Source organism: Vibrio sp. S17_S38 (assembly GCF_014694375.1).
In the GTDB taxonomy this organism is placed as follows: Bacteria; Pseudomonadota; Gammaproteobacteria; order Enterobacterales; family Vibrionaceae; genus Vibrio.
Map to the genome: position 1 here is coordinate 119,959 of NZ_JAAUWW010000002.1, position 18,117 is coordinate 138,075.

General features: G+C 42.6%; 22 protein-coding genes. 16 read left to right on the forward strand and 6 right to left on the reverse strand.

Features of this window, described 5'->3' with window-relative positions; translation table 11 throughout:
* Positions 1-511: 511 nt before the first annotated feature.
* The 5 genes from HC725_RS02140 to HC725_RS02160 all read right to left on the reverse strand — a co-directional run bounded on the left by HC725_RS02140 (position 512) and on the right by HC725_RS02160 (position 5,575).
* Positions 512-1,063, reverse strand: a complete 552-nt coding sequence (locus tag HC725_RS02140) for a hypothetical protein (protein WP_190330120.1) — start codon at positions 1,061-1,063, stop codon at positions 512-514.
* A 114-nt stretch (positions 1,064-1,177) separates the two neighbouring features.
* Positions 1,178-2,026, reverse strand: a complete 849-nt coding sequence (locus tag HC725_RS02145) for a hypothetical protein (RefSeq protein ID WP_190330121.1) — start codon at positions 2,024-2,026, stop codon at positions 1,178-1,180.
* A 119-nt stretch (positions 2,027-2,145) separates the two neighbouring features.
* Complete coding sequence (locus HC725_RS02150) at positions 2,146-2,523, reverse strand: hypothetical protein (RefSeq protein WP_190330122.1); 378 nt, start codon at positions 2,521-2,523, stop codon at positions 2,146-2,148.
* A gap of 287 nt (positions 2,524-2,810) precedes the next feature.
* Complete coding sequence (locus HC725_RS02155; RefSeq protein ID WP_190330293.1) at positions 2,811-3,740, reverse strand: phage portal protein; 930 nt, start codon at positions 3,738-3,740, stop codon at positions 2,811-2,813.
* A gap of 62 nt (positions 3,741-3,802) precedes the next feature.
* Positions 3,803-5,575, reverse strand: coding sequence for a terminase large subunit domain-containing protein (locus HC725_RS02160; protein ID WP_190330123.1), 1,773 nt, complete (start codon positions 5,573-5,575; stop codon positions 3,803-3,805).
* A 133-nt stretch (positions 5,576-5,708) separates the two neighbouring features.
* Here HC725_RS02160 and HC725_RS02165 point away from each other — a divergent pair, with 133 nt between their 5' ends.
* The 13 genes from HC725_RS02165 to HC725_RS02225 all read left to right on the forward strand — a co-directional run bounded on the left by HC725_RS02165 (position 5,709) and on the right by HC725_RS02225 (position 15,569).
* Entirely contained in the window at positions 5,709-6,551 is an 843-nt protein-coding gene (locus HC725_RS02165; RefSeq protein ID WP_190330124.1) for a GPO family capsid scaffolding protein, read from the forward strand.
* A gap of 44 nt (positions 6,552-6,595) precedes the next feature.
* Positions 6,596-7,684, forward strand: coding sequence for a phage major capsid protein, P2 family (locus tag HC725_RS02170; protein WP_190330125.1), 1,089 nt, complete (start codon positions 6,596-6,598; stop codon positions 7,682-7,684).
* 144 nt (positions 7,685-7,828) lie between these two features.
* Positions 7,829-8,278: a head completion/stabilization protein gene (locus HC725_RS02175; RefSeq protein ID WP_190330294.1), complete on the forward strand. Its 450-nt coding sequence runs from the start codon at positions 7,829-7,831 to the stop codon at positions 8,276-8,278.
* Between the two features lie 9 nt (positions 8,279-8,287).
* Positions 8,288-8,755: a phage tail protein gene (locus tag HC725_RS02180; RefSeq protein ID WP_190330126.1), complete on the forward strand. Its 468-nt coding sequence runs from the start codon at positions 8,288-8,290 to the stop codon at positions 8,753-8,755.
* Positions 8,756-8,757: 2 nt separating this feature from the next.
* Entirely contained in the window at positions 8,758-9,288 is a 531-nt protein-coding gene (locus tag HC725_RS02185) for a phage virion morphogenesis protein (RefSeq protein WP_446751344.1), read from the forward strand.
* 36 nt (positions 9,289-9,324) lie between these two features.
* Entirely contained in the window at positions 9,325-9,528 is a 204-nt protein-coding gene (locus HC725_RS02190; RefSeq protein WP_190330128.1) for a DUF2635 domain-containing protein, read from the forward strand.
* Positions 9,525-10,658 carry a phage tail sheath subtilisin-like domain-containing protein gene (locus HC725_RS02195; RefSeq protein ID WP_190330129.1) on the forward strand — a complete coding sequence of 378 codons (1,134 nt, stop codon included), beginning with the start codon at positions 9,525-9,527 and terminating at the stop codon, positions 10,656-10,658. The genes HC725_RS02190 and HC725_RS02195 overlap by 4 nt, the downstream gene beginning before the upstream one ends.
* A gap of 11 nt (positions 10,659-10,669) precedes the next feature.
* Entirely contained in the window at positions 10,670-11,035 is a 366-nt protein-coding gene (locus HC725_RS02200; RefSeq protein ID WP_190330130.1) for a phage tail tube protein, read from the forward strand.
* Between the two features lie 10 nt (positions 11,036-11,045).
* Positions 11,046-11,990: a phage terminase small subunit gene (gene gpM, locus HC725_RS02205; RefSeq protein ID WP_238928403.1), complete on the forward strand. Its 945-nt coding sequence runs from the start codon at positions 11,046-11,048 to the stop codon at positions 11,988-11,990.
* A complete protein-coding gene (locus HC725_RS02210; RefSeq protein ID WP_190330131.1) occupies positions 11,983-12,252 on the forward strand; it encodes a phage tail assembly protein in 270 nt (89 codons plus the stop codon). Before gpM ends, HC725_RS02210 begins: the two co-directional genes overlap by 8 nt.
* Before the next feature lie 35 nt (positions 12,253-12,287).
* On the forward strand, positions 12,288-12,395 hold the full coding sequence (locus HC725_RS16660; protein WP_203219060.1) for a GpE family phage tail protein: 108 nt from the start codon (positions 12,288-12,290) through the stop codon (positions 12,393-12,395).
* A gap of 46 nt (positions 12,396-12,441) precedes the next feature.
* Positions 12,442-14,322, forward strand: coding sequence for a hypothetical protein (locus tag HC725_RS02220; RefSeq protein WP_190330133.1), 1,881 nt, complete (start codon positions 12,442-12,444; stop codon positions 14,320-14,322).
* Between the two features lie 203 nt (positions 14,323-14,525).
* A complete protein-coding gene (locus HC725_RS02225) occupies positions 14,526-15,569 on the forward strand; it encodes a DNA-methyltransferase (RefSeq protein WP_190330134.1) in 1,044 nt (347 codons plus the stop codon).
* 126 nt (positions 15,570-15,695) lie between these two features.
* Here the strand turns inward: HC725_RS02225 and HC725_RS02230 are convergent, their stop codons facing one another.
* A complete protein-coding gene (locus HC725_RS02230) occupies positions 15,696-16,010 on the reverse strand; it encodes a DUF496 family protein (RefSeq protein WP_190330135.1) in 315 nt (104 codons plus the stop codon).
* Positions 16,011-16,471: 461 nt separating this feature from the next.
* Here HC725_RS02230 and HC725_RS02235 point away from each other — a divergent pair, with 461 nt between their 5' ends.
* From HC725_RS02235 to HC725_RS02245, 3 genes are read left to right on the forward strand one after another with little or no spacing between them, the layout of a single operon-like run.
* The gene (locus HC725_RS02235; protein WP_190330136.1) at positions 16,472-17,134 is read left to right on the forward strand and encodes a YceH family protein; all 663 of its coding nucleotides are present in this window, start codon (positions 16,472-16,474) and stop codon (positions 17,132-17,134) included.
* Positions 17,134-17,415 carry a GIY-YIG nuclease family protein gene (locus HC725_RS02240; RefSeq protein ID WP_190330137.1) on the forward strand — a complete coding sequence of 94 codons (282 nt, stop codon included), beginning with the start codon at positions 17,134-17,136 and terminating at the stop codon, positions 17,413-17,415. Before HC725_RS02235 ends, HC725_RS02240 begins: the two co-directional genes overlap by 1 nt.
* On the forward strand, positions 17,416-18,114 hold the full coding sequence (locus tag HC725_RS02245; RefSeq protein WP_190330138.1) for an aspartate/glutamate racemase family protein: 699 nt from the start codon (positions 17,416-17,418) through the stop codon (positions 18,112-18,114).
* Positions 18,115-18,117: the final 3 nt, after the last annotated feature.

Below are 18,117 nucleotides of genomic sequence, written 5' to 3' on the forward strand. Positions count from 1 at the left end.
TATAACAATTTAATAGACGGAAAAAATCCGTATAATCTTTCCATTCGTTTTTTCATTCAACAAGCTAAATTACTCAATTTATTCATAAAGTATGAGCTTATCTCATATTCACTCAGCATAAAATGCGGAAACAACCCGTATAGTTTACCAAAGCCAACTCGTGATAAAGAGCTGTGTATTTAACAAGCCTCTAAAACAAACCAAAAATCGGAGCTATCTCTCTGATTCATGCATGCCTAGCTTTCTAACTAAAAAAACAATTATTCTAATTTCAAGCTATACAGGGTTAGCAACATGTAGCATGAGAAAATATATATGGAAAAAGAAAATCATTGTAGCCGTTGCAAGGTTACTGGCTAACGCATTTTGGGGCAAAGGTGAGCCAGCGCTGATTTCGCTGACTCGAAGATGGACAGAAATGATTTAGGCCTAGTGTTCTAAAGCGTTTATATCGCATTAGGAAAAGTATGTTAATGCCTTGAGCGTTTATTATATTCATTGCGAGTTACTATCAGTTCTTTTCCACTTCGTAGTAATACCGAATTGCCATACAAAATTTTCGGACGTCTAATTTAATGAGCCAGTTATGCTGATTATACGTACCTTTTAAAATACAAAACCCATTCCAGTGTTTTTTAGTACTTTCATTACTTACTAGTTCCAACTCAAAAGCTTCAGCATGAATAATTTTATTACAACACTCCCTTAGTGAAGGTCTAAATTTTCCAGAAATTACTTCAACTATATTCGGAAAATGTTCATAAGCTTCAATGTCTGATGAGTAAAACTCTTCTCCTTCTTCAGGTTCTTCATCAGGAGAGTATGTGTCCTTATATATTCGAGTTTGAGTTGCACATTGAATTAGCAATGAGCTAACATTTTCGTGTAACCAACCTAAATATTCGTCATAGGAAAAACCCAATTCAGTAATCTCATAGATATATCTTTTTTCATTTGAATATGAGAGATGTAATGCCTCGATATAACTACGGCTTCCCGATACAATTTGTTCTAATAACATTGAATCACTGAATATTTTATAAAAAGATATTGAATGCCCCATGATGCTCCTTAAGAATATAACGTTCCAATCAATTGCACACTTTACAGTAATTAAAGCGTTGAAAAACTTCAAACCACAATCGCAGAGTTTAACTGAGTCAATTGAGTTGGATTGTTAGCTTGATAATGTAAATTTAAAACCTGTTTCCTTAATGTGATATTCAATCGAATGCGTTGAATCAACTATCTCCATACCAATCGTTAATGTCTCACTCGTTCGTCGTTCTGGATCTAACTCAAGTATCAGTACAATATTTTCACGAATTAATTCAAATGCCCTATTAAACATGAAAATTACCTTTTGCGAATTCATTGTTGCAAATACGGGAGCGCCATTTGCAGTTACACCCATGCCTGGACACAGATATTCTGTTCCATCATTTACTGTTACGTTCGCATTAGCATGTTTCTTTCGTAGCGTTTTATATTCCAATTCAGTCAGAGCAGCAACATTACTTCCAGATTTAAAAACAGCCAATTCCTGAGGCCAGTTCTCGTGGAGAATTTCGATAATGTCTAGATCAGACCATGCCCCATGATGAAAGAACCCTAGGATGTGCGCATGAGATTCAGAAAAATGAATGAACAGTAAATTTTCCGTTCTTTTAACATATCCATCATTTTCTAGAGTTTGTCCTAGATGAAAGTGTTGAATTCCCCAGTGAGATAACATGTCATCATCGTAATCTAGCTTTTTTAAATTTCTACTTTGGTATTTTTTTATATTATTACCATTTTCAATGTCACTGATAATTTCTTGATAAGCAGACTGATAAATTTGTGGGACTGTTAAATCATTTGCCTCAAGAACTGTTCTTGGCTTCTTATCAAGAATTCTGCATTTATATCTCTGATACAAATAAATAGGGTCATATGCGCCAAGGCTATATGTTCCGAATTCTTCGGTAAGTTTTTGATGGCAATAATCTGTGTAATCATCCAGAATCTTATTTATGACTTTCATATTACCTCGTGAAGCTAACGCCCCAATCAATTGCGCATTGCGCTGTAACCAAAGCGTTTAAAAAACTTTAAACCGCAACTGCGAAGATCGATTGCGTCAATTGCATTGGATTGTTAGAACTATGAAAGCCCCGTATATATCAAATCACCATATCCACACACCAAAGTCGCAATTAAAGTTAAAAGTGACGCAATTGCTGGCAACGGCCTAACGAAAACCCGATATTTATCTTTGGTTTGGACTGCGTATGGAGGACATCCATCTAAATCATCGACATCATTACTCATTTTATAGACGTGATAGTCCGCTATGACTAAAAAGACAAGCATGATAGATCCACTTCTTTGAAACCATAAAGCTGGCTTATCGTCAAAAAAATTAAACCAACCATTCCATCCAATAAGAAAACATAAACACACACAAATGAATCCAGTTAAAGAAAATAATATTCCTTTTCTATAAAGGTTTGTCCATGAATTATTTTCTTCGTTATCCATTAATACACCCCATTTTTTTATAGTTCTAACAGTGTCTTTTCAGCACACATTGTCTTTCTAATATTTTAGAAAACACAGATATCATAACAGCAACATACTGTTTTATATATCTTATTCTTCCTTGCTATCACAAATTACAGAACATGTCTTCATAGGCGCAAATGCTCAACCAAGCTCATAATCTGCTATTAGGGAAAGTTGGTCAAGAACTGACATGAGAGAGTGGTCATAAGTCTTGAGCTAAACGATTTCGGGGCAAAAATGAGTTAACTTCATCATTTTTGAATCTAACCCTCTGACTCCAAGCTCGCATATTCCTTAATCGTCACCACCTCCATTCCCACAAAATCATTCAGTTCGCACACTTGCTCAAGTAGCGGTACCAGTTCATTTTTATAAAACACGCGATCGACTTTGTTGAGGTCAGAACTTGACGTAAAGCCTTCACGAACGATACTCATTAAATCGAGTGGTATACGGTGACTGGCCAGTACATCTTCCGTGGTTTTACTCTTAATATTTTTGAATTCATCCTTCGCCTCCACTTGCCCGATTGGGGTTAGGGTTGGCGGCTTTCCATCTTTACCCTTGCCGTTAATAAACAAGTTTTTGAAGGCGATTTTCTTGGATAACTTTTCTTTAATATCTTTTTCTTGGTCGCCGGTTAAATTGGGATCGTTCATATACAGCAAATAACCAGCGTGAGAGCCATTCAAGTAATATTTGCGCCGAAACAAGGTCGCATCTTCATTAAGCCAAATAGAACTCAGCGCACCAATGTATTGCGGCAGGCCGTAGATTTCTTGGCACACATCGTATTCCCCTAAATGAAAGACCTGTCCGGCTCGATAATCCACACGGCCTTCATCGCTGTATTCGCGAGGCTTGTATGTATATTCGTTGATGTTTTCTTTACGCCGCATGTACAAGGCTGGCAAATGTTTAATCGCCACTACATCGCCAAGTCGGCTGCGGACAATAGAAAGGTAGCCATTACCAAAGGTCAAGAAGTCCCCCATAAAACGTTTGAACTCACGACGCTTGATCAAAGGCGACAGTTCAGCCGAGCTAGACGCCATATTACTTTTTACATACAAAGCCGAGCCATGCATGGGGTTTGCACGCACCGCTTTGGCAAGTGTATCAAGTGCAATCGGTGGCTCGTACAATCCATCAACTAACGCCACTTCCATGTAACTTAAAATATCGGTGCTCATGACGCTTTCAGGGGAATCAAATGTGATCACAATATGCCTCTTATAAAATTAGTGTTAATGCGCTACAGGAATGACACCGTGGTGCTGTCATCGCGTAAAATATCAATCGGCTCCCAATGCAACACATGCATGGCCGCCCAGGCTAAATCGGCGTGAGAGCCCACTTTGCTGCGATTGGAAATAAAGGTAATTTGGTTACTGGCTTTGGTGGTGTGTTGCCTTATCATCAAAAAGGAATGCACCAGGTCATCCCACTCATCATCAAACTGAAGCCGACCAGCGTTAATGATTTCACGCGCCTTGTACGCCATCATACGTTTCATTTCAGGTGAGTAATCCACTTCAATTAATGCTGGGTAAAACTTGCGAACCAGTTCAGCCACCGCCGAGCCCACACCGCCTACATCCATTTCAAGATGCACCACGTTGTATTTTTTGGTGATGTCTTCAATGGCAAGCGCTTGCGCTTCGTAGCTGGCTCCTTTTAAGCGGATACGTTCCAGAAAGCGAAACACGCCCCCCTTGCGAATAGGCTTTAGAGCCACAATCAGCCCTGCATCATCCGAGCCTTCCCCTTGACCGCCACCGCGAGGATCGTAACCGACGAGAACATCACGCCGTCCAACCGGGTGCAGGTTGTCTAATTCAACATCTTTCCATAATGAGGTATCGGTTTTACACATCAACAGTGCTTTGATGCTAAAGAACGAGGTCGCGTCATCGAGGAACACGCAGCGCAGAAGGTTATTAAATACCGATTTATCAGGGTATTTACGGTGCAGCTTATCCAGGTTAAAGAAGTTCGCGCCGCCGGCTATTGCATCATCAACCGTGATCACCTGACGGAAAATACCGTCCACACCCATCGAACCGTTTTTAAGTCCTTTATGGCTGACATCAATGCCGTGCTCTTTTAAGCCTGACCACTTTGGATAGGCTTCATGGGCGGTGCTTGATGGCGTGGATAAATAGGTCGTTCGGTATTGCGCTTGAATGGACATGCCGCCGGCAAAGTCATCCAGCTCTTTAAACTTGGGTATCCAAAACACTTCATCAAAATACAGATGACCATTAAAGCCTTGGCTGGTTCGAGCGTTAGTGGAGAGGAAGTTTAAGCAAGCGCCATTGGAGAGCCACAGCTCGTCCTTACCCTTTAACTCCACATCCCCAATTTCAAGCGCAAAGCGGCGAATGTAGTTTTTGAATATTTCACTTTGCTTGCGTGAAGCCGATAGAAATATTTGGTTATCGCCATTGAGTATCGCGTCTTCAAATGCCTCAAACGCAAAGTAATAGGTCAAACCAATCTGGCGAGACTTTAGGTAAAATCTAAATTCATTAATGTCATTATTTTGCTTATGACCATGAATGTCTTTTTGATATTGAAAGAACGTTTTCTCTCGAAAATCGCGCAGCATTTCAGCAGTAATACCGGAGATGTCATTTTTCTTTTTATTGGATGGGCGTCCTCGTCTACTTTTCTCGCCTGCCCCTGATTGATGAGTCCCTCTGCTGGATTTCTCTTGTTTTTTGATCGCCTCATCGCGTGTGTGTTTTTCATCAAGCAGCAACTTTAATTCTTGTAGCTGCGACTCATGTTTTTGGTCAATCCACAGCAAATAGGCAATGCGCTGTCTCATCATTAATTCAACCGGCGCATCATCGCGCATGACCTTCCAACCGAATTTTGAGATCCACTGCTGAACCGTTCGTGTGGCCACATTGAGCTTTTCGGCAATTTCCGCCGGTTTGTACTGACGTAAGTAATAGCCCAGCGCGTAAGTTTGCGCACTGGTGTAGAGAGGTTCATCAATTGGTTGGCATTCATCATTCATGCTAGCAGTGTGCAATAAGCCTTGTTTTTCCTCAGCTTATCAACGTTCTAGATTTAGGTTTTAGGATCGAGATGAATATAAAAGGCCTGTGGTTTTCGCTAAATTAAACTCAGAAATCACAAGAGGCAAACCCATGTTTCAATCCGAACCTATTTGCGTATTAACGGCTGGTGCCACCATTGATGGTCGTTTTATTGATCAACAAGTTATTGATGATATGGCCGAACTTTACGACCCAAAAAACTACAACGCTCGCATTAATCCCGAGCATTTTCGATACGCCCCTAAATACGGTTCAGTGTTATCGGTTGAGAAACGTGACAACCAACTTTTTGCGGTGCTAAAGCCTAATTCTTTATTACTCAAAACCATTGAAGACGGTCAGCTTTTGCATACTTCTTGTGAGATTGAAGGGAATTATCAAAACACCGGGCGTAGTTATTTAACCGGGCTTGCGTTAACTGATGAACCTGCATCCATGGGTACGACTGAAATGCACTTATCGGCAAGCGCTCAAAGCATCAGTAAAAGCCGTGAGTATTTCAGCTCTGGCGCGACATTGAGCATTGATAACTGGACAGCTCAAGACGAGCCAAACCAGGAACAAGAAGACCGCAATTTATTAAGCCGGTTAAAACGATTACTGAGTATCAAACCTGATACTCAAACCAAAGAACACGAAAAAGAGGACATTGAAATGAACGAAGAAACGAAGGCGATGTTTGCAGCGCAAAAAGAACAAACTGACGCGCTGACTTCTGCGGTTACATTACTCACGGCTGCAGTCACTGAATTAAAACCTCAAGAACCCGAAACACCGCCAGTCGATAAACCGGAAGGCGACACTACCGAGCTCAGCGCTAAAGTGGACGACCTCTCCACCAAGTTCGACACGCTGACTGAAAAGTTAAGCAAAATCACCGATGAGCAAGAACGTGATCCTGCTGGCGGTGGCAATGAACCGAGCTATTTATAAGCCTCGTTTCTCTTAAATCCATTTTCAATCTTTAAGGTATTTCCATGCAAGAAGCCACTAAAAAAGTCGTTGCGCTTTATGCCACCGCCGTTGCCAAACAAAATGGCGTGAGCGATGCGACAGAGAAATTTAATGTCACACCGGCTGCTACTCAAAAAATCATTGCTGCCATTCGTGAAAGCAATTGGTTCTTAAAGAAAATCAATATTCTGAGCGTTATTAACCAAAAAGGTGAAGCGTTAGGGCTTGGCGTTACAGGCATGATCGCCAGTCGCACCAATACCAGCGAAGGTAAAGAGCGTAAATCCAAGTCTGTGTACGACATGAAGCCGATGCCTTATATGTGTGAACAAACTAACTTTGATTCCCATATTCGTTACGCTCAGTTAGATGCGTTCGCGCACTTGAAAAACTTTAACAAGATCATCTCAGACCAAACCCGTGAGCAGATTGACGCCAACAAAATCACCATTGGTTTTTATGGCACATCATGTGCAGCAGATACGGACTCTGCCGCTAATCCAAATGGTGAAGATGTGAATAAAGGTTGGTTCCAGGCCATTCGTGATAACAACGCCGATGGCATGTTATCGGAAGGCGCGGTACCGGGCGAAATTCGTATCGGTGAAGGTGAACCACTAGTCGATGATGGTACGAATACGGGCACCTTTACTGGCGCAGGCTTGGGTGATTTTATCAACCTTGATTTGGCGGTGATGAACGTGAAAGGTTTGCTGGGTGATACCTGTATCAATGCCCCTGATTTAGTCGCGATTATTGGCTCTGACTTATTGTCGTACGACAAAGCCAAGTTCTACGCCGCGAATGGTAATACGCCAAGCGAAAAGTCACGTATTGAAGACATGCAAGTGATTGGCACTTATGGCGGTCTGCCTGCGGTTTCAGTACCAGGCTTCCCATCAACCGGCATTTTAGTTACCAGCTACAGCAACCTATCGATTTACATTCAAGAAGGCTCTGTTCGTCGTTCGGCGGCTACCAAAAATGACAAACTGGATCAGCTGGAAAGCTTTGAATCAATGAACATGGCGTATGTGGTTGAGCACCTTGAAAAAGCGGCGGCCATTGAGTTTGCTAACGTTAAATTATGGATTGGCGGTGAATGGGTATAGCCCTGTCGCTGGCTTAATAACGTAAAAAGAACAACCCCTCAGTAGGCTATCAATTGTTTATCAAAGCCGGCAACGCGCCGTGAATTGAGAAACAAGTGTTTAGCCTGCTCCCCATCACTTTTATAGGGAACGAATATTGTGAGCATGCAATTTGTTGGCAACAAAGATGACATCTATGACTCAACCCTGCCAGCCACAGCGCAATACCCTGAGCTGACCGTCGCAGAGTTTCAGTCTCTGTTTCATTTTCTTAGTAATGAGACAGAGGCAGGTATTTTGCACCAAACCACGATCGCGCGAGTCACGGTGAACCGAGAGCTGCTTGATGTGTTTGCGGCCACCGTCACGCTCGATGAATTTTCTCTTGAGCAGTTTGGTGACACAAGCACCGGCACCACGCTTTATAAACAAGCGGTGTTTTCATTGGCCGCCAATTTCATTATTGGTAATCAACTCAGTACCAACGCCACGAGTGATGCCAGCGATAGACAAGAAGCGCTGCAACAAAAAGCGGAGAACTGTCTCGTGCAATACCGACGCGCGATGGATTTACTCGGCAATGGGGTTGAAACCTATTGTTTTGAAGTGGTGTGAGGCTCTGATATGAAAGCATTGCAAAGTTTAACCACGCTTTTTACAAAACAAGTGACCGATGCCGGCAACTTAGAGGTGTGGGCCGAAGATGGTGAATTGAAATGCACGCAAGGCAATAGCGTAGATGGCTTTGATATTGCGTACACCGTCATTATCGCCATGAGCAGCGTTGATGTGCAGCCTCATATTCTGATGATGCACCTGGTCAACTGGCTCAACCAATACGACATTGATCGCGCTGAAAAAGGACTCGAATCACCTTCATTTGCGGTGCAGTTACTGGATAAGGGTTTGTGTGACATCAAGCTCACGGTCGACATTCAAGAAAGTTATGAACTGGAAGAAAATGACAGCGGTAACTGGTTACAAGCGGACACTCGCTTTGAATGTATCAGCGCCTTTCAAAAAGCGCCGACAGAACAAACGCTGCCACCGTTTAAATACCTTGCTGGGCCCAATCAGGTTATCCACTTATGAGCATTGATAACCGAACGTTTAACAACCCTGACCAACTGACTCGGGCGTTACATTCTCTGATCATGACCGATGCGGAAAAGTTGCAATTAAACAAAAAACTCGCTAACCGTACTCGTCAATATTTTAGAGAGCAAATTCGCGCTCAACGTGACATCGATGACAAGCCGTACCAAGGCCGCAAGAAACGAAAAATCACCTTAGACAGCAAAACCAAGCAAGCCAAAAATAATAAAAACATGCTGACAGGTTTTAGCCGGTCGTTAAAAACTGAAATTAATAATCAGAGCTTTGCCGTCGGAATTGCAGGTGTCGCGGGCAATATGGCAAGGGAACACAATGAAGGCTTAGGGATCTCGTTCACCACTCGCGTCAATGGCTTTTACAACGCTAAAACCAATCGTTGGGAAAGCGGCACTAGTGTCGAAAATAATTACAAGATGACCAAGCGAACCTTCATCGGTTGGACGCCAAGATTAGAAAAAGAGCTGCTCGCCATGGTGGCGGAAAACGTTGTCAATGGCGCGAAAGATTAACGCCAACCACGACCACTCAAAGCATGGGAGAAAAGCATGCGTGAAATAATGATCAAACCAAAAGGTGCATTGCTTGTTCGCGATCCGGTGACACGAGCGCCCCTGAAAAAGCAAGGTGAAACCAAACCTCGTAATACGTATTGGCTACGCCGAATTCAAGATGGCTCGTGTGAGCTTATCACCAAACGACCAACGACTGCCGCCAAGGTGAACGTCGACACGAAAAAGGATAACGCATGAGTATCAGCTTTTCAGAAGTACCGAGTAATGCTCGCGTACCAGGCGTCTACATTGAAATTGATAATAGCCTCGCCAATAGCGCGCAAGCTCAACAATTGGTGCTTATCATTGGCAATGCCATTGAAGGCGCAACTGTATCGCCTAACAAGGTCGTACTTTGCTTGAATAAGGACTCAGCCTTAGCGCAATTTGGTGATTCTGATGTGACCAAAATGGTGACCTGGTTTACCAAGCAAGACGAAACTTTGCCGATTTACGCGGTCAGTGTCGCCGATGCGGATTTGATGAGCGCGCTAGCCTCGTTAGGGGATACGCAATACCACCACATTGTGTGTGCGCTCAATGATGAAACCAGTATTCGAGATTTAAGTGAGTTTTTAGACGCTCGCTATAACGCCATGGAAATGATCCCTGGTATCGCCTACCTGCCCAAACAAGGGACTCACGCTGAACTGGTGACCTTTGGCGCAACCTGTAATTCCCCCTTAATTAGCTTTATGCCGATTAACGCATTAGGTGATTCAAGCAATAAGGCCATCAGTGAAGCCGAAGCCGTTGCAGCTTGGGCGGGACAAATCGCGCCATCACTGGCCACTGACCCATGTCGCCCCCTTCAAACCTTAAAAATGAATGGGGTGTATTCCATTGCGGACAGTGAGTTTGATTGGACGGAGCGCAACTTATTGCTGCATGAAGGTATCGGAACTTACACCGTCACCAGTACCGGCGAAGTCTTAATTGAAAGACCGGTGACCGCTTACACCGAAAATGCGGCTGGCGTTGCTGATGACAGTTATCTTGATGTGATGACGCCAGCAACCGCAATGTACTTTCGTGAGAAACAGCGCTCATTGATTTTAAGTAAATACAGTCGCCATAAACTGGCCAAAGATGGAACCAGTTTTGCCGGCGGTCAAGCCATTGTTACGCCAAGCATCATTGCTGGCGAATTGCTGTCACTTTATAAAACGCTCGAGCGTGATGGCATTGTGCAAGATTTTGAAGGGTATAAAAAATCGCTGGCGGTTGAGCTCGATGCCACCGATAAGACGCGTATTAATTATCTCGACAGTCCTCAGTTCGTGAACGGTTTGATTATCGTTGCGGGCAAAATTCAATTTAGAAAATAAGGGCATTCATTATGAGTACCACCATTACCAGTCGTGGTTTTTTAGATGCAGGCTCCCTTGGGCGCTTGCCAACCAAAGAAGGGGCCACCGTTAATTTTGGTGGTGTTAAACGCGAAGCCGTCATGGGTGATGATGGCGTATTAGGGTTTAGCGAAGTCTTCGACGCTGCGCCAAGTATTAAAGCGACCATCGTGCATGCAAAGACTACCGATGAAACGGCCATTCGTAACTTCACAGGTGAAAACATCACGCTCAATACCAACAGCGGTAAAAGCTACACCTTAATGGATGCATGGACCAGTGAAGCACTAGAGCTCACCATCAAAGATGGGCAGCTTGAAGTGATGTTTCTTGGCACTGAATTAATCCCACAATAAGGCGGCCACCATGCTCACATTATTGCGAAAACGAAAAATGATGGCCGAACAAAAAGCCATTAGCTCGGCTAAAAGTACGGCAAAAATCACGGTAGCTCAGGCCAAAGCGAAAGCCGATAAAGCGTTACTCGTTCAGAAACAAGCTGAAGCCGCCAAGCAGAAAGCGCAAGACAACCTTAAGCAAGTGGATGAAACCAATATAGATGACATCCAAGCGGCAATTGATTTAGCCGAACAGGCCACCATTGAGACGCAAGAGGCAACTCGTGACGCTCAGGATGCCACGCAAGCACTGAATGATGTTATGGAGACGGCGGAATACGTTGAAGATTCGCTTAATGATGCGATTGACAAGGCAAAGCAACAAGTCGCCGCGAGTCCGTGGAGCGAAATGCAACACAAGTTAAAACTGGATTTAGAGTACGCTCGAACGCTCGCTGGCTCTGAAGAAAAAATCCCGTTCAAACTTGAGCTAATTAAAAAGTACAAGCCTCACGTTATGGAACTTCTGCAGACCCATGAAAACCTTGAAGGGCTTGATGTGATTTGGTGGTGGTATCAATGGCAAATTGATTGTGGCCAGTTCGAAGAATTCCACGATGCGTTTAAAGCGCTCATATTACGCGGCCTTGAGACGCCTCGTGGATGGAGGTCCAATGGTCAAACGGCTTACTGCGATATTGTATTTCAATACTCACATCAAGCGCATAAGGCCAGTAAGCCATGCAACCATCAATATTTAATGGACGCGGTACAAGATTTATTAAGCGGCTCACTTGCCACTAACGCGCCGTTAAAAGTGAAGATGTTTCGCCTGGTCGGTGATTGGCTTGAATCTGAAGGCAAACAAGCTGAAGCGCTCGCCTTGTTTGAAAGAGTCATGATGATTGACCCCAAAAATGGTGGTCGAAAAACAAAAGTAAAAGAACTCAAAGAGGTACTCGGTCATGAGTAATATTGTTATCCCAATTAAGCTGGCGGTTCCGATTGAAAAAGATGGGAAAGCGCTGGCCAGCATTGATATCCGCAAACCTTGCTCTGGTGATTTACGAGGGTTAAACCTGGTTGATGTATGCCAAATGGATTTTGATGCGCACAGTACGCTTTTATCTCGCATTTCAATTCTTAATGAACGTGATTTGTTGGATATGGATCCGGCGAACTGGGCTCCTCTTCAAACGGAGATCGCCTCTTTTTTCGTGGATACGAAACACTAATTGAGCGCGTCGAAGACTTCTATGCCGACATTGCGTTGGTGTTCCATTGGCCGCCAAGTGAAATGGACACCTTCAGCCTAGATGATTTGATGCTGTTTCGGGAAGAAGCGCGAGTTCGTCACCAACCACCAGAGCGCACTTAGCGCTCTTTTTTATATCCAGACTTTTAATATCAAGAGAACCACCAATATGAAAATGAATTTATCGGTCGTGATGGGCGTTGTTGATAAGGTCAGTGAACCACTGCAAAGCATGGCGAGTGATTCAGATCATTACGCTAAAAAGATAAAGGCAATACAGAAAGCACAAGCGGATGATTCTAGCGCGTTAACCATGATCGCCTCTTACCAAAAAATACAAAAAGAGCTCGATAAAAATGCACTGGAAACCGATGAAGCCAATGAGAAGTTAGCCAAGTTAAAAGCGCAAATGGCGGCAACCGAAGCCCCAAGCGCGGCGCTGACTAATAAACTGGCCAAACAAGAAGAAAAGGTTTCACTGCTGAGTGCTAAAAATGAAAAATACGAGAGCAGCTTAAAGCAGACTAGTAGCCAAATGAAAAAGGCAGGTGTGAATGTCACCAAGCTTGATCATGAATTTACACGGTTATCCAAAGACCAAGAAGCGCATGCGAAAAGTATTGATAAAGTCAGCCGTCGTTATAAGACCCTGAGAACGGCAATGTCACCGATCCAAAAACTCAGTAAGTCTATTAAGCTCCCTAACATCAAAGGTGCCGCCATAGGAAAAGGCGCAGCGTTACTGGGTGGCCTCAGCTTTGCTGGCTTATTCCAGCAAATCAACAGCGCTGCAGGTGAAATGGATCATCTGTCAAAATCAGCTCAAAACCTCAACATGCCCGTCGAAGAACTTCAAGCCATGCAATCTCAAGCCGAACATGCAGGCGTTAGCGCCGATGGTATGGCAAAAGCTTTAGGTACATTTAGTAAACGGCTTGGTGTGTTGCAATCGACAGGGAAAGGCGCTGCGGGCTCATTTCTAGAAAAAGCAAAGAGCCCTTTATTTAACCAACTTAAAAACGCCAAAACGACTCAAGATGCCTATGACAAAGTATTGGATACGTTTACTAAACTCAAAACCAATCAAGAACAGATGGCTTTTGCAGATGCGATGTTTGGTGGTGAAAGTAAGAAAATGCTCATTATGCTACGCCAGGGAACGGAAGGACTCACCGCCGCAAGAAAAGACTTTAACGAAACCGGTGGTGGCGTTAAAACCGATGACGCCCAAAAAGCCGAAGCGTATAACGATGCAATGCAGAAAGTGCAAGAAACTATCCGCTCGATAAAATTTGCAGCTCTTGCTCCCGTGATGTTGAAAGTAACCAAGTTATTTACTGAGTTTTCAAACAAATTCAAAAATGAGCAATTTAGAACTGATCTGATTGAAAAAATAACCAAAACAATTAGTGGCCTTTGTGATGCTTTCGGGCTTATCGCTAAAGTGGCTATTTTTGTTACGCAAAATATAAAAGGTGTTATTGCCGCACTGGCCATCTTTAAGGTCGGTATGATTGCCGTGAATGCAGTGATCATGATGAACCCAATTGGATTGATGGTAGCCGCTATTGGCGCTGCGATTATTGCGATTACTTATTTGATTGATAAATTCATTGGATTTGATGTGATCATCAAAGCGGTCACTGATGCGATTGGCTGGTTATGGGAAGGCATTAAATCACTGATTGGCATGTTACCGGATGCGCTTGTGCCGGACAGTTGGCAAAAATCGGTAGCGGATGCAGGCGCAGAGGTCGATACACTCAATAGTAAGTTGAAACAAGTAAAAGACACCAATGCAAAGCTTGGCATTACCACCAATGAAACCACTAACCGCACCAGTCATGACCAAGCCTCTACGCAAAGACAAGGCTTAAGTAACACGCCTGCATTATCAGCTTACCAACCTTTAAATAGCCATACGGTAAAAAGTCAGTCGGAAGTGGCGGTCACCATAAAATCAGAAAAGCCGATCACGGTCGATAAAGCCAAAAGCGATAAAAGTACCAACTTAAATCTGAACGTGGGCAACATGGCGATGAGCTACTAAGCCGATAACCTCATAGTAAATGGCGCATTTAGAACTGTTCAAACATACAGTATTTGTTTTTATTGATAGACTCATTGCTGTTTTATGCCTTGAGTACCTGAGACCCAAATTAACCTTTGGAGAGGAAGCATAATAACTGACTCAGCCACATCACTGTGGCTGGGTTTCTTTTGTATTCAAGGCTCTATTTATTGGAGAGAAGAATGCAAACTAACACGCTGCGCAATGGGCAATTACAACTGGTTCAAGCTGACTGCCTACCTTATTTAAAAACCTTACCAAGCAATTGCGTTGATCTGGTTCTTACCGATCCACCTTACTTTCAAGTTAAAAAGAATGCATGGGATAATCAGTGGCCAGATGTTGAAACGTTTTTGGCATGGCTTGATGAAATCATCGTAGAACTGTGGAGAGTATTAAAACCTGCAGGAAGTTTATATTTGTTTTGTGGCTCAAAACTGGCCGCAGATACTGAGTTGCTTATCCGTTCTCGTTTTGAAGTGTTCAACCATATCGTGTGGGCCAAACCATCGGGTGTATGGAAACGAACCCATAAGCCTCATTTACGATCGTTTTTCCCATCAACCGAACGCATTATCTTTGCTGGTCATTATGGTTCTGAGGGGTTTGCCAAAGGCGGTAATCAATACGCCACCAAATGCACCGAACTCAAGCAAAAAGTATTTAAACCATTAATTGATTACTTTAAAAATGCGAAAGAAGCGCTGCAGGTATCCGCAAAAGAAATTAATGAAATCACTGGTACCCAAATGTGTTCGCATTGGTTTTCGTATAGTCAGTGGAAACTTCCAACACAAAAACAATATCAACAACTACAGGCACTATTCGCACAAAAAAGTGATGTCTTAGTTCGAAGTCATTCTGAGCTTACCGACGAGTACCAGGTATTAAGTCGTCAATACGCTACTTTGCTTAAAGACTATGACGACCTAAAAGCTGAATATGAAACGCTGCGCCGACCATTTAGTGTCACCGATGACATTCCTTATACTGACGTTTGGATATTTGCTCCTGTGCAATATTATCCAGGTAAACATCCTTGTGAAAAGCCGGCTGATTTACTGGAGCACATAATTACCACCAGTAGCCGTGAAGGCGCTGTTGTACTCGATGCATTTATGGGTTCGGGATCCACAGGAAAAGCATGTTTAAAGCTCAATAGGAAATTTATTGGCATAGAAATGGAAGAGGGGACTTATGCTGAAACGGTAAGGCAATTAAGTTGAGAAAAGACGAGATGATTTGTTTGTTGTGGACTAATTGTGGTCACATATTTATTGATGTTAAGTTATATCAATAGGTTGCATTCAATAAAAAGGCTCTAAAAAGAGCCCCTTATATTGCTAAATATTTTATTTTTTAGAGTGTAGTTGTTTATCTGCTTCTGTTAGCTCACGAATTTTACGGCTGATTTCACGGCGTTGTTTTGAGATTTCTGCGCCAGTAATAATGTGGTCATCAACACGATCTTCGTAATCGGCTTTCATATTTTTGATAATCGCAATGATCTCTTCTTGAGACATATCAAGATTGATGTAATCCATTAGGTTGTCTAACAAATCAACACGTTTACGGTTATCACGGATTTTCTTTTCGTTATCAAGAATTTCACGTTTTAGTTTGTTTTTACGGCGAGCTTGGTTGACGATTTCAAATACGTTGTTCATGTGCCTTCCTAATTAAAAATGATAAAACCTATTTCTCAAATTAAAGCATATCCCTATCGAGCATAACAGCGCTAAGATCAAAATAAATAAGGATTGTTGGGTTCTTTTCTATCTCGATAATTTTTTCAAGTATTTTTCAGTATGTATCTTTAAGTTTCATCCTAAACATGAATAAAACTCACTAGCCTAAAGGTCTAAGATAACAGGGTATTAATATGGTAAAGTCATCATTAATCTAAAATTGTTCGTTAATATTATGGCAGATAAAAATGACAAGGATAAGACGAAAACCTCAATAGAGCGTTTTCAGCTATCTTATCAAAAATCGAAACAAGGTTTACATAAACTAGAATTAGAATTGAACCGAAAAAAGATAATTGTTGTCAGTGACCATGGTCGTAAAATCTCCAGACCATACCGTTGGGATCATTGAGGTTGTTTAACCTATTATAGGAAAGAGAATGAGTATTGTATTGTCTCCAATTGAAACGCGCGTTATTGGTTGCTTGATTGAAAAAGAAGTCACCACGCCAGATTATTATCCTCTAACGCTAAATAGTTTAACAACGGCTTGTAATCAGAAAAGTAACCGTGAACCTGTGATGGCATTGACGGAAGCGGAAGTGATGGATGCCACTACGGCGTTAATTGAGCGTCGCTTGATGACAGATGAAAGTGGCTTTAATAGCCGAGTTTCTAAGTTTCGTCATCGCTTTTGTAATACTGAATTTGGCTCATTGCAGTTTAGCGATCAAGAACGTGCTATTGCTTGTTGTTTATTATTGCGTGGTGCGCAGACTCCTGGTGAAATTCGTACTCGAACCAATCGTTTATGTGAGTTTACGGATGTAAAGCAAGTGGAAGCCTTACTTGAAGAAATGGCCTCGAATGCTGAAGGTGCGTTAGTGGTAAAACTGCCGCGTGAAGCAGGTAAGCGTGAATCTCGTTATATGCATTTATTCAGTGGTGACGTTGATATTAAAGAACTTGAAGCCTCTGCTGAGCCAGTCTCCGTTGCATCAGCCCGCACTTCTCAATATGAAGAACGTATTGCCAGTCTTGAAAGCCAAGTTGAGCAATTAACCGCAGAAATGGCAGAACTTAAAGCACTTATTATTGATTAATGGCTTCTTCAGTTAGCGTGCCAAACCTTTATCTAAAACAATGGCACGTGTACCTTATCCGTACGCGTGGCAACACTTTGTATTGCGGTATTACTAATGATTTAGAGCGCCGTTTTGCTCAACATCAAACCGGTAAAGGAGCCAAGTACTTACGTGGGAAAGGTCCATTAGAGTTAGTGTGGTCAATGCCAGTTGATGACAAAAGTACGGCACTCAAGGAAGAAATCAGGATAAAAAAGTTATCCAAACTTAATAAAGAAAGTTTAGTAAAGGGATCTTAAATGAAAACGATTGGACTGCTTGGTGGCATGAGTTGGGAATCTACCGCGAGTTATTATAAGGCGATCAATGAAGGCGTGAAGACTCAATTGGGCGGTCTACATTCGGCCAAGATTTGCTTATACAGCGTGGATTTTAGTGAAATCGAAAAACTTCAACATCAAGGTAAATGGGACGAAACCGCCATTATTTTGTCGCAGGTGGCACAATCCGTTGAAGCTGGTGGTGCGGATTTTTTACTGATCTGTACCAATACCATGCATAAAGTAGCCGATGAAATTCAAGCCAATATATCGATCCCAATTTTGCATATTGCGGATGCAACGGCAGAGCAGTTAGTGATTGATGGCATTACTAAAGTGGGATTGTTAGGCACTCGATTTACCATGGAACAAGATTTCTATAAAAGTCGGTTAACTGAGAAATTTGGTATTGATGTGCTCGTGCCAAATAGCGATGACAGGACGAGAGTGCATGAGGTTATTTATGATGAATTATGTCTTGGGACTATCAATCCAGATTCGAAAGAACAGTATTTGTCTATCGTGGACAACTTACATGCACAAGGTGCGCAAGCCGTTATTTTAGGCTGTACTGAAATTGCATTGTTAATTAACCAAAATGATACGGCGGTACCTTTGTATGATACCACCGAGATTCATGCGAAGAGTGCGGTCGAACTTGCGACGTTATTGGTTTAAGTT

Excerpts from the sequence above, each read along its gene's own strand:
- HC725_RS02155 (WP_190330293.1), bottom strand. The coding sequence starts at position 3,740 with ATGAGCACCGATATTTTAAGTTACATGGAAGTGGCGTTAGTTGATGGA.
- HC725_RS02225 (WP_190330134.1), top strand. The coding sequence starts at position 14,526 with ATGCAAACTAACACGCTGCGCAATGGGCAATTACAACTGGTTCAAGCT.
- HC725_RS02230 (WP_190330135.1), bottom strand. The coding sequence starts at position 16,010 with ATGAACAACGTATTTGAAATCGTCAACCAAGCTCGCCGTAAAAACAAA.
- HC725_RS02200 (WP_190330130.1), top strand. The coding sequence starts at position 10,670 with ATGAGTACCACCATTACCAGTCGTGGTTTTTTAGATGCAGGCTCCCTT.
- HC725_RS02245 (WP_190330138.1), top strand. The coding sequence starts at position 17,416 with ATGAAAACGATTGGACTGCTTGGTGGCATGAGTTGGGAATCTACCGCG.
- HC725_RS02150 (WP_190330122.1), bottom strand. The coding sequence starts at position 2,523 with ATGGATAACGAAGAAAATAATTCATGGACAAACCTTTATAGAAAAGGA.
- HC725_RS02210 (WP_190330131.1), top strand. The coding sequence starts at position 11,983 with ATGAGTAATATTGTTATCCCAATTAAGCTGGCGGTTCCGATTGAAAAA.
- HC725_RS02145 (WP_190330121.1), bottom strand. The coding sequence starts at position 2,026 with ATGAAAGTCATAAATAAGATTCTGGATGATTACACAGATTATTGCCAT.
- HC725_RS02160 (WP_190330123.1), bottom strand. The coding sequence starts at position 5,575 with ATGAATGATGAATGCCAACCAATTGATGAACCTCTCTACACCAGTGCG.
- HC725_RS02195 (WP_190330129.1), top strand. The coding sequence starts at position 9,525 with ATGAGTATCAGCTTTTCAGAAGTACCGAGTAATGCTCGCGTACCAGGC.
- HC725_RS02180 (WP_190330126.1), top strand. The coding sequence starts at position 8,288 with ATGAAAGCATTGCAAAGTTTAACCACGCTTTTTACAAAACAAGTGACC.
- HC725_RS02220 (WP_190330133.1), top strand. The coding sequence starts at position 12,442 with ATGAAAATGAATTTATCGGTCGTGATGGGCGTTGTTGATAAGGTCAGT.
- HC725_RS02175 (WP_190330294.1), top strand. The coding sequence starts at position 7,829 with ATGCAATTTGTTGGCAACAAAGATGACATCTATGACTCAACCCTGCCA.
- gpM (WP_238928403.1), top strand. The coding sequence starts at position 11,046 with ATGCTCACATTATTGCGAAAACGAAAAATGATGGCCGAACAAAAAGCC.
- HC725_RS02140 (WP_190330120.1), bottom strand. The coding sequence starts at position 1,063 with ATGGGGCATTCAATATCTTTTTATAAAATATTCAGTGATTCAATGTTA.
- HC725_RS02190 (WP_190330128.1), top strand. The coding sequence starts at position 9,325 with ATGCGTGAAATAATGATCAAACCAAAAGGTGCATTGCTTGTTCGCGAT.
- HC725_RS02170 (WP_190330125.1), top strand. The coding sequence starts at position 6,596 with ATGCAAGAAGCCACTAAAAAAGTCGTTGCGCTTTATGCCACCGCCGTT.
- HC725_RS02165 (WP_190330124.1), top strand. The coding sequence starts at position 5,709 with ATGTTTCAATCCGAACCTATTTGCGTATTAACGGCTGGTGCCACCATT.
- HC725_RS02240 (WP_190330137.1), top strand. The coding sequence starts at position 17,134 with ATGGCTTCTTCAGTTAGCGTGCCAAACCTTTATCTAAAACAATGGCAC.
- HC725_RS02235 (WP_190330136.1), top strand. The coding sequence starts at position 16,472 with ATGAGTATTGTATTGTCTCCAATTGAAACGCGCGTTATTGGTTGCTTG.